The sequence below is a fragment of the uncultured Limnohabitans sp. genome (assembly GCF_937889215.1).
GTDB lineage: Bacteria > Pseudomonadota > Gammaproteobacteria > Burkholderiales > Burkholderiaceae_C > Limnohabitans_A.
In genome coordinates this window covers 1-10,033 of the sequence record NZ_CALBEX010000098.1, presented here as the reverse complement: position 1 = coordinate 10,033, position 10,033 = coordinate 1, and the positions used below count along the sequence as shown (strand labels likewise).

General features: G+C 60.3%; 12 protein-coding genes. 4 read left to right on the top strand and 8 right to left on the bottom strand.

The genetic code is table 11. The annotated features are described in order from the left end of the window. On the bottom strand, positions 1 to 591 hold a 591-nt coding region (locus Q0341_RS02545; RefSeq protein ID WP_299510335.1), incomplete at its 3' end, for a VC_2705 family sodium/solute symporter. 13 nt (positions 592 to 604) lie between these two features. Continuing rightward, positions 605 to 865 carry a DUF4212 domain-containing protein gene (locus Q0341_RS02540; protein ID WP_299510333.1) on the bottom strand — a complete coding sequence of 87 codons (261 nt, stop codon included), beginning with the start codon at positions 863 to 865 and terminating at the stop codon, positions 605 to 607. Between the two features lie 237 nt (positions 866 to 1,102). Here Q0341_RS02540 and Q0341_RS02535 point away from each other — a divergent pair, with 237 nt between their 5' ends. Next, complete coding sequence (locus Q0341_RS02535) at positions 1,103 to 1,369, top strand: sodium/substrate symporter small subunit (protein WP_299510331.1); 267 nt, start codon at positions 1,103 to 1,105, stop codon at positions 1,367 to 1,369. A gap of 4 nt (positions 1,370 to 1,373) precedes the next feature. Here Q0341_RS02535 and Q0341_RS02530 read toward each other — a convergent pair whose 3' ends face one another. Continuing rightward, on the bottom strand, positions 1,374 to 2,009 hold the full coding sequence (locus Q0341_RS02530) for a 2-hydroxychromene-2-carboxylate isomerase (protein WP_299510329.1): 636 nt from the start codon (positions 2,007 to 2,009) through the stop codon (positions 1,374 to 1,376). Between the two features lie 159 nt (positions 2,010 to 2,168). Between Q0341_RS02530 and Q0341_RS02525 the strand changes: the two genes are divergently transcribed. Beyond that, complete coding sequence (locus Q0341_RS02525) at positions 2,169 to 2,615, top strand: universal stress protein (protein WP_299510327.1); 447 nt, start codon at positions 2,169 to 2,171, stop codon at positions 2,613 to 2,615. Positions 2,616 to 2,650: 35 nt separating this feature from the next. Here the strand turns inward: Q0341_RS02525 and Q0341_RS02520 are convergent, their stop codons facing one another. Continuing rightward, the gene (locus tag Q0341_RS02520; protein ID WP_299510325.1) at positions 2,651 to 2,887 is read right to left on the bottom strand and encodes a DUF1289 domain-containing protein; all 237 of its coding nucleotides are present in this window, start codon (positions 2,885 to 2,887) and stop codon (positions 2,651 to 2,653) included. Between the two features lie 505 nt (positions 2,888 to 3,392). On the opposite strand from Q0341_RS02520, the gene Q0341_RS02515 reads away from it, so the two are divergent. Together Q0341_RS02515 and Q0341_RS02510 are read left to right on the top strand one after the other, a co-directional pair. Continuing rightward, positions 3,393 to 3,779: a MarR family winged helix-turn-helix transcriptional regulator gene (locus tag Q0341_RS02515; RefSeq protein WP_299510323.1), complete on the top strand. Its 387-nt coding sequence runs from the start codon at positions 3,393 to 3,395 to the stop codon at positions 3,777 to 3,779. A gap of 295 nt (positions 3,780 to 4,074) precedes the next feature. Next, positions 4,075 to 5,694, top strand: a complete 1,620-nt coding sequence (locus Q0341_RS02510; RefSeq protein ID WP_299510322.1) for a glycosyltransferase — start codon at positions 4,075 to 4,077, stop codon at positions 5,692 to 5,694. Positions 5,695 to 5,725: 31 nt separating this feature from the next. Here the strand turns inward: Q0341_RS02510 and Q0341_RS02505 are convergent, their stop codons facing one another. From Q0341_RS02505 to Q0341_RS02490, 4 genes are all read right to left on the bottom strand, one after another. Then, positions 5,726 to 6,634 carry a hydroxymethylglutaryl-CoA lyase gene (locus Q0341_RS02505; RefSeq protein ID WP_299510321.1) on the bottom strand — a complete coding sequence of 303 codons (909 nt, stop codon included), beginning with the start codon at positions 6,632 to 6,634 and terminating at the stop codon, positions 5,726 to 5,728. A gap of 16 nt (positions 6,635 to 6,650) precedes the next feature. After that, positions 6,651 to 7,571 carry a glyoxylate/hydroxypyruvate reductase A gene (locus Q0341_RS02500; RefSeq protein WP_299510320.1) on the bottom strand — a complete coding sequence of 307 codons (921 nt, stop codon included), beginning with the start codon at positions 7,569 to 7,571 and terminating at the stop codon, positions 6,651 to 6,653. Positions 7,572 to 7,583: 12 nt separating this feature from the next. Then, positions 7,584 to 9,593 (bottom strand): acetyl/propionyl/methylcrotonyl-CoA carboxylase subunit alpha, encoded by a 2,010-nt coding sequence (locus tag Q0341_RS02495; RefSeq protein ID WP_299510319.1) that lies wholly within the window; start codon positions 9,591 to 9,593, stop codon positions 7,584 to 7,586. Between the two features lie 9 nt (positions 9,594 to 9,602). Then, the coding region (locus tag Q0341_RS02490; protein ID WP_299510318.1) for an enoyl-CoA hydratase-related protein at positions 9,603 to 10,033 on the bottom strand (431 nt) is incomplete at its 5' end.

Here is a 10,033-nt window from a genome sequence, read left to right as displayed (position 1 = left end):
AGAGATGAAGATGGCAGGCACCAAGTAAGCCGCGATCAGCACGCAGTACTGAGCCACTTGGGTGTAGGTGATGCCCTTCATGCCGCCGAACACCGCGTAAGCAAACACAATGGCCATGCCAATGTAGATGCCCTGTTCGCTGGTCACGCCCAAGAAACGCGCGAAGGTCACGCCCACACCGGTCATTTGGCCAATGATGTAAGTCAGCGAAGCGATCAACAAGCACAACACGGCCACGTTACGGGCTGACTTCGAGTAGAAGCGGTCGCCAATGAACTCGGGCACGGTGAACTTGCCGAACTTGCGCAGGTAGGGCGCCAGCAACATGGCCAGCAACACGTAACCGCCGGTCCAGCCCATCAGGAACACGGAACCGCCGTAGCCCATGTTGGAGATCAGGCCAGCCATGGAGATGAAGGACGCAGCCGACATCCAGTCAGCGGCTGTGGCCATACCGTTGGTGATGGGGTGGACACCGCCGCCCGCAACGTAAAACTCGGACGTGCTGCCCGCGCGTGCCCAGAAGGCGATGCCGAGGTAGAGCGCAAAGCTCAAACCCACGAACAAATAAATGGTGGTTTGGAGTTCCATGTGGGTCTTCCTTTTAGTCTTCTTGCATGCCGAATTGACGGTCAATCTCGCCCATCTTCTTGGCGTACCAGAAGATCAAAACGATAAAGATGTAAATCGAGCCTTGTTGAGCAAACCAGAAGCCCAGGGGGTAACCGCCCAGGTGGATGCTGTTGAGTGCGGGTGCGAGCAGGATGCCTGCGACGTACGAGCACAGGAACCAAACGACCAAAACTTTGGTCAACAGGCCCAGCGTCGCCGACCAGTAGGCCTTTGCGTTGCTATCAGTTGTCATGAAAGTCATCTCCTAATGTGATGCTTATGTGATTTCAGCGGAATCAACCGCCACGTTTTTGCTTGTCTCAAATGCAGGATTCAAGACGGCACAGGCCGCACTGTGTCGGTGCTTCCTTACAGAATTATTGCAACAGCACCTGAAGTGGCTCAAAACAAGGGTAAGTCCCAACAGGCTTGCGGGAATTAAGGGTAAACACTGAGGCCAAGGGCCTGCATTTTGTCCCTAAGCTCTGTCATGTCTGAACCGACCCCACGCTCTCGCGCTCTGAAAAAACGCCAACGTCGCCTGCAAGCGGTGTTGCTGAGCGTTTGGCTGGCGGCGAGTTTCGGTCCCTCCTTCTTTGCACGCGATCTGACTTTTGAAGTTTGGGGCGCACCCTTTCATTTTTGGATGGCTGCGCAGGGCTCTGTCCTGATCTTCATGGCCATCGTGGCCATTTACGCAGGGCTCATGAACCGCTGGGAAGCCCAGGATGCGCAGGCCTCTCCCCCGGTGGCGTGATGCTTCAGCGCCGACCACCTGGCTTGCACTGCGCCGGCGCCTGCCAGTCGGGGCCATCAAACCAGGCATCGCCCTGCAAATAAGCGCGCAACATGGGCAAAGCGTCTTGCCCCCAAAACAGTCGGCCATCCACCACCCAAGTGGGCACCCCAAACACGCCCAATGCGATGGCTTCTGCGCTGTGCGCCTGCAAGGCCTGCTTCACGCTGGGCGCGCTCGCGTCTTGCGCGGGGTTCAAGTTGGCGGCCAGCTCGGGAAGACGCTCGGCGTCTGCGGCGTCCTGGCCCGTGCACCAAACATGACGGAATATTTTTTCGCACACATAGCGGCTAGGCTGCCCCTGCGCCCCGCATGCGATGGCCAAACGCAGCAAACCCAGCGGATTGAAGGGGTGCATGGCAGGCAACTGCAAGGCCGTGCCTTGCTGGCGCGCCAGCCACAGCACCTGTCGGTAAGTCCAATCCCGTTTGCTGGGCATTTCGGCCGGGCCCAATTGCCCATGGTGTTTGAGCATGGCGGCAAACAGCACCGGCTTGTGCACCACCCGGTGGCTGATGCCTTGCAGCGCCTGCGGCAGTGCGTCAAAACCCAGCCAGGCATACGGCGAGATGAAATCAAAATAAAAATGAATGGTTTTCATGGGGGTTTGTCATGGCTGCGGTTCGCAATATTGCACAGTCTATAGGGTCATCACCGACTTGCAAAAAGCCGCTTTTCCTTAAAATACATTTGTCCCAATGCGCATCTGCGCAGGCCTGCCATCCCGAGGGCAGGCACCCCAAACCGACCAGGAGAGACCATGTACAAGCACATCATCTTGGCCTATGACGGCTCGGACAGCGGGCAAAAAGCCTTGCTGGAATTGAAAGAATTGGCCCACTGGGGTCAACCCCGACTGACCTTGGTGGCCGTGGCGCCCAACCCTTTAGACGTCGGCTCCATGGAAATGGGCTACTACACATCGGCCAACAATGCCCCGCTGGAGGCGCAGCTCAAAGAGCAGCTCAACCAAGGGGTGCAGACCCTGCAAGCCATGGGTTTTGCCGTGCAAGGCGAAGTGCTCCAAGGCGAGGTGATCCGCGAACTGTCTGAGTTTGCCAACCGTGCCGGGGCTGACTTGATTGTGGTGGGTCACCAACACGAAAAGAACTTGCTGCGCCGCTGGTGGAGTGGCTCTACCGCCAAATCCTTGGTGGAAGAATCGCCCTGCAACGTGCTGATCGTGGTCAAGCGCAGCCCAGATTGAGTGACTTGCCCGAGGATGCCACTGAGTGCCCGTGTTCAGTGACCGGGCACCTCAGAGAGTTGCTGTTGGATGCGCTGCCAAACTTGACGCTTGGCTTCATCGGGCATCCGGCTCCAAGCACCGATTTCCTCCAGGCTGCGCAAACAGCCTTCGCACACCGCCGCTTGCGGGTGCATCACACACACCGACATGCAAGGCGATGGCACATGGGGCAAAGCCTCGGCCAGGACGTCCGCCGCCCGCTGGGCCAGCACCTGAGCGCGCAGGTTCATCTGTCCGTCGCCCCTGTTGCGACCGGCATGGGCTGTGTTCCTGCGGGCAACACCTGGTTTTTCTGAAGGGTCATGCGGTGACTCGGTTTGTCCATTGAATCAAAGAAATACGAATTGTGCAGCCAACCCCTTAGCCCCGCAGCCAAGTGGGCCTTGTGGTCACGGCCCCAACCCCGAAACAAGGCTTTTTGGGACGCCTAGGGTTTATACCGCCGCCCACTTCCATTTGCACCAATATAATGTGCATGCCTTTTCAACGCCAGAACAAGGCTTAAGGGAGGCTTGCCTCCCTTTTTTTTCGCCGCAAACAGCGCACCATGGGCGCGGGTTTGGCGTATGCTACGCGCACACAAAAACGCGCCACCATGCCGCAACTCTCCGCTCAGACCCCCCCCTTGAAACAGGCGATGCCCTTTCAAAAAATGCCGCATTTGATGACCAAGCCGCTCGGGTTTTGCGCCAATTTCGGCTAATTTTCAGCACCATACGGCGGCATTTCCAGACCATGGAAAAGCAATCGGGCATCGGTGGAGCGCAAGTTTGGGCCTTGAGCCTGGTTGCCCAACACCCGGGCTTGGGCGTGACGCGACTGGCCGACTTGATGGACATCCATCAATCGACGACCAGCAACTTGGTCAAATCACTCATTAAAAGCGGTCTTTTGCACAGCGAAAAATCTGTGCACGATCGGCGCGTGGTGGAGTTGTATGTCCTGCCCGAAGGACTGAAGCTGCTCAAAAAAATACCGGGCCCGTTTGCAGGCGTCTTACCCCACGCCTTGCAGCGCATGGACGAAGCCACTTTGCTGCAACTCGAAGGCAATCTTGCGGGGCTGATCAACCGCCTTGAGGTTGATGAAAAAGCAGCCCAGACCCCCATCGCCATGATGTGAAACCGGGACCTGGCGGAGGTGTCGGGCCCCAAAACCCTCTGAGGCTGCCACCTTCGAGACAGGTGCATTGGGCGAAAGCATTTCCCCCAACTAGACCCATGCATTTGAACAAATGTAAAATACGTGATGGAGCAGGTGACCTCGTTGCCCAGTTCCCGCGCCACTTGCGAGCGCGCACTCGAATTTCCAATTGCATCGCGCACTGCCCCCTTGGGTAAGTTGGTGATTCGCCCCGCCTGACGCCCACGGCGCACTGGGCCACACACCGAGCGCAACCAACCGAAAGGTGAAGACCATGCGTTATTGGCAACGTATCTGGCAGTGGCTAAGCAGGCGCACCTCCGACGGGCAAGCACCGGACAGCACGGCGCTTGCCGCAATGCCGACAGCGCAGCCACCAAAGGCGCAGCCTGCCCCCCCGTTGGTGCCGTGTGTCAGCGTCATCATTCCGGCGCTGAACGAGCAAAAGCGCATCGCCGATGTGGTGCGCTACGCCCTCAGCGATTCGGCCACCGCCGAGGTGATCGTGGTTGACGACAGCTCTACCGACAACACCGTGACCCTGGCCCGCGAAGCCGGGGCCAGCGTGGTCACCAGCAGCTTGTTGGGCAAAGGGGCCTCCATGGCCGATGGTGCATTGCTGGCGCAAAGCGAGATCGTGGTCTACCTGGACGGCGATCTGAAGGGCTTGCGCAAGGGCATCATCAGCGACCTGGCACGCCCTTTGATCGCGAGTCAGGCCGAATTTGTGAAAGCGCGTTTTGGCCGAGGGGGTGGGCGTGTGACCGAGCTGACGGCCAAGCCCATGCTGAAGGTGTTTTTCCCTGAAATTGCCCATTTCAGCCAACCCTTGGGCGGCATCATTGGGGCCCGCAAAACGCTGCTGCAACAGCTCACTTTCGAAGACGGCTATGGCGTGGACGTCGGTCTGTTGATCGATGCCTGGCGTGCCAACGCCAAGTTGGCCGAAGTGGACATTGGCCACTTGGAGCACAACAGCCAACCCTTGCTGGACCTGACATCCATGGCGAATGAAATTTCAAGGGTCATCTACAGCCGCGCCAGGGAATCAGGGCGCTTGCATGTTGAGCAAATCACGGCCATGTACGAAAGCCAACGCCAAGCCACGGCGTCGTGGGATTACGCGATCACACGCCAGAAAAATCGCCAGAAATTGCTGCTGCTGGACATGGACGGCACCGTGACCACCAGCCGCTTTGCCACCTTGTTGGCGCAAGCCACCGGTCAGGTCGACGAGTTGAACAAACACCTGGACGGGAGCAACCCCGATGTGCTGACGCGCAGCGCCAGCATTGCGCAGATCTTTCGCTTTGTGCACCGTCAAAAGTTTGAATCGGTGGCCAAAGCCATGCCGATTCGGCCAGGCGTGATCGAATGCGTCAAGGCCTTCAAACGGGCAGGCTTCATGGTGGGCGTGGTGTCAGACAGTTACTTTGTGGCCGCCGAAATCCTCAGGAAACGCATCTTTGCCGATTTTGCGCTGGCGCACACGGTGCAGTTTCAAGGCGATGTGTGCACAGGTGAACTCAGCATCAACAGCGCGTTCATGGCCGATTCCGATACCCAAGCAGCGGCCACGCAGAGCACCATCTCCAAGCAGCATGTGGTGCGGCAATTCAGACACCCCGACATTCAACCCCGGTTCGAAGACATCTGGGCGGTCGGCGACAACGAAAACGACATTGAGATGCTGCGCCTGGCCGACAAGGCTTGGATGATCGAGCCCAAGTCGCCGCGCATGTTGAACCTGGAGGGCGTGGTGCAGATGGCCCACTTCGACGAACTCACGGCGGCACTGGCGGCCACACTGACCGATGCGGGATTGGAAGCGGCACCAACACCCGCGCCAACCGCTTCACCAACAACGCCGTCTGGTTCCACTGCCAGGCTTTAAGCTGCGGGCCAAAAGATGGCCTGCAACGCCCTCAACCCGCCCGCTTGTTCAACAAGGCCTTGGCCACGTTCGAGTTGGGTTTGCGGCCCAAAAAGTCGCTGATGAAAGCGCCCGCATCCACCAACTTGTCCAGGTCAATACCCGTTCCAATGCCCATGCCGTGCAGCATGTACACCACGTCTTCGGTGGCCACATTGCCCGTGGCGCCCTTGGCATAAGGGCAACCGCCCAGACCCGCCACCGACGACTGAAAGTTCCACACGCCCATTTGCAGCGCCGCCAGCGTGTTGGCCAGTGCCTGGCCATAGGTGTCGTGAAAGTGGCCACAGATGTGGGCGATGTCGAAGTGCTGCAGCGTGGCTTCAATGGCTTTTTGCACCTTGAGCGGTGTGCCCGTGCCAATGGTGTCGGCCACGTCCACACGCTGCACACCGATCTGCTTCATCAGACCTGCCAAGTGGGCCACGCTGACCGGTGAGACTTCGCCTTCGTAAGGGCAGCCCACGGTGCAGCTCATGGCCCCGCGCACGGCAATGCCCGCCGCCAACGCCGCTTGCACCACGGGCGCAAAGCGTTCCATGCTTTCTTCGATGGAGCAGTTGATGTTTTTCTGGCTGAAGGCCTGGCTGGCGGCACCAAAAACCACGATCTCGTCGGGCTTCGAAGCCACCGCCGCCTGAAAGCCCACCATGTTGGGTGTGAGCACCGAGTAGCGCACACCCGCTTGGCGCGTGATGCCCGCCATCACGACCGCGTTGTCGGCCATCTGCGGCACCCACTTCGGAGAAACAAAACTGGTGACCTCGATCTCGGTGAGGCCCGCAGCCTGCAGGCGGTGCACCAGACCGATTTTGACCTCGGCCGGAACCGGTTGCTTTTCGTTTTGTAAACCGTCGCGGGGGCCGACGTCGATGAGTTGAACGCGTGAAGGTAGGGTCATGAGATTCTCTGGATGTTCAATAACCGCGCTGGTGGTCCACCACGCCACGGATGGGCTCACCGCGCTGCAGCGCCTGCATTTTGCCCACGATTTGCGCGATGCTTTCTTCGCGCAGGGTACGAGCCGAGGTGTGTGGCGTGACGGTGATTTTCGGCTGTTGCCAGAACACATGGTCGGCGGGCAGTGGCTCGGTGCGGAACACGTCCAGCGTGGCCCCAGCCAAGTGGCCGCTGGCGATGAGCGCCAAGAGGTCTTCGTCCACCAAATGCTTGCCACGGGCCACGTTGATGACGTAGCCGCCCGGCTGCAATTGCGAAAGCGTGCCTTTGTTCAGGATGTTTTCGGTCTCAGCCGTGAGCGGCATCAGGTTGACCAGCACGCGCGTGGCGGCCAGAAATTCGGGCAAAGCCTGCGCCCCGCTGAAGCAGCGGATGCCAGGCAGGTCTTTGGGGCTGCGGCTGTAGCCGTTGACGGGAAAGTCAAACACCTGCAGCGCTTTGGCCACGCGTTCGCCCAGCACACCCAGGCCCATCACACCCACCGCAAAGTCGGCGCGGCTGCGGGGTTTGCGGTACGACCATTTGCCCAATTGGGTGTCGGCGTCATAGCCGTCGAACTCACGGAAATACCGGATCACCGCATGGCACACGTATTCGGCCATTTGCACCGACATGCCCGCATCGTCCAGCCGCACCACCTTCAGCGCTGGCGGCAGTTTCAGCTGCAGCAAAGCATCCACACCTGCGCCGATGTTGAACAGGGTTTGCAAACCCGGCTGCTCATCGATGAACTGCTGGGGCGGTGCCCAGACGATGGCGTGGTCTGCGGGTGGTGCGCCGGGGGTCCAGGCGGACACGGTGGCCCCTGGGAAGGCTTGCTGCAAGCCCTGCACCCAGGGTGCGGGGTCGAGCTTGTCAAAGCAGATAGTGATGTTCATGGTTCGATTTTGTTAGCCCAGCTTGAGCAGCTCTGCCCCGTCGGCGACTTGGTCGCCGGGGGCATAGAGCAGCTCGGCCACCACGCCGTCTTTGGGTGCGCTGATGGTGTGCTCCATTTTCATGGCTTCCATCACGGCCAGGGGCTGACCGGCTTTGACCTTGTCGCCCGCCTTGACCGCAAACGACACCACCTTCCCGGGCATGGGGGCTGTGAGGCGCCCGCCTTCCTGCGCGGCTTCGCCAGCGTGGGCCAGCGGGTCGAGCACGGTGATGCGGGTCGCGCCTTGCGGCGTGAAAATGTGCGCGGTTTCGCCTTGCCAGTTGAGTTGGCTGAAGCATCGTGGGGCGCTGCCCCACTGCACCCACAGGCCTGCGCCATGGGCGGCATATGTCAACACACCAGAGATGGCGTCATCGCCCTCCAGCGAGAGACTCAGAGCGCCGTCGTGCAAATAGTTCAGACGAGCTGAGCGCGGCTGGTCTTGCCACGCAAATTCAAAGCGACGCTGCGCCAGGCCGTGCGACTGCCAACCATCGCGGCGGCTGAAGGGGTCTGCGCCTTGAAGGGCTTTTTCAGCGTGCAGGGTGTGGGCCACCACGGCCGCCACGGCTGCGGCTAAGCCCACGGCTTCTTGTTTGAACAGCACAGCGGCTTCACGCTGGATCAGAGCGGTGTCGAGTTTGGCCGTGGCAAAGGCCTCGCTGCGCACCACATGGCGCAAGAACTGCACATTGGTGTTCAGTCCCACGATGTGGGTTTGCGCCAGCGCCGTGTCCAAACGCGCCAACGCTTGCTCGCGGGTGTCGCCGTGCACGATGAGCTTGGCGACCATCGAATCGTAAAACGGGCTGATGGTGTCGCCCTCGCGCACGCCATCGTCCACGCGGATGGTGCCACGCTCGAAGCTGGTCGCTTGAGGCTTGCGGTACACCTGCAGCGTACCGGTGGCGGGCAAAAAGTTGTTGTCGGGGTTTTCGGCGCAGATGCGCGCCTCGATGGCATGGCCCTGGATCCGCAACTGGTCTTGGCGCAAGGGCAGCGGCTCGCCACTGGCCACGCGCAACTGCCACTCGACCAGATCGAGGCCAGTGATGGCTTCGGTCACGGGGTGCTCCACCTGCAAGCGGGTGTTCATTTCCATGAAGAAGAACTTCATGGATTCGGGTTGGTCATACGCCGTTTGCTCGACGATGAATTCCACCGTGCCTGCGCCCACATAGTTCACCGCTTTAGCGGCGGCCACTGCGGCCGCGCCCATTTGCGCACGCAATGCCTCAGTCATGCCGGGGGCTGGGGCTTCTTCCAGCACCTTTTGGTGGCGGCGCTGCACCGAGCAGTCGCGCTCAAACAGGTAAACGCAGTTACCTTGGGTGTCACCAAACACCTGGATCTCGATGTGGCGTGGGCGTTGCACGTACTTTTCGATCAGCACCGCATCGCTGCCAAAGCTGTTGATGGCTTCACGTTTGCAACTGGCGAGAGCCGCTGCAAAGTCTTCGGACTTTTCGACCACGCGCATGCCCTTGCCACCACCACCGGCGCTGGCTTTGATGAGGGCGGGGTAACCGATGCAGTCGGCTTCGGCTTGCAGCAGCGCCGGGTCTTGGTCAGCGCCGTGGTAGCCGGGCACGAGGGGCACACCGGCGGCTTCCATCAAGCGCTTGGATTCGGCCTTGAGGCCCATCGCCAAAATCGCCGAGGCAGGCGGGCCGATGAACACCAGACCGGCTGCGGCGCAGGCCTTGGCAAAGTTTTCGTTCTCGCTCAAAAAACCGTAGCCGGGGTGCACGGCCTCAGCGCCCATGTCTTTGGCCGCTTGCAAAATCCGCTCCCAGCGCAGGTAGCTGTCTTTGGGGGCTGAGCCGCCCACATGCACAGCCTCGTCACACGCTTGCACATGCTTGGCTCCGGCGTCGGCGTCTGAATAAACAGCCACGGTCTGGATGCCCATGCGACGCGCAGTATCGGCCACTCGGCAGGCGATTTCGCCACGGTTGGCGATCAGGATTTTTTTGAACATGTTTTTTCCTCAAACCAACCAGTTGGGTTTTCGTTTTTGCAAGAAGGACTGCACGCCCTCCTTGCCTTCGCTGCTGGCGCGGATGTCGGCGATGCCCGCCACCGTTTGCGCCACCAGCGCGTCGTTGATCTCGCGTTCGGCCACGTCTTGCACCAGCTTTTTGCAAGCACGCACGGCGTTGGGGCTGGCGTTGACCAGCGCTTGGGTCAGCTCGGTCACTTTGGCGTCCAAGCCCTCTGCGCTTGTCACCTCATGGACCAAGCCCACGCGGTGCGCTTCCTGCGCCGTGAAACGCTCGGCCGTCAAAAAGTAACGGTGCGCCGCACGCGTGCCCATGGCTCGGATCACATAGGGGCTGATGGTCGCGGGGATCAGGCCGCGCTTGGCCTCGCTCAGGCAGTAATGCGCCGTGTCCACGCTGACAGCCATGTCGCAGGCTG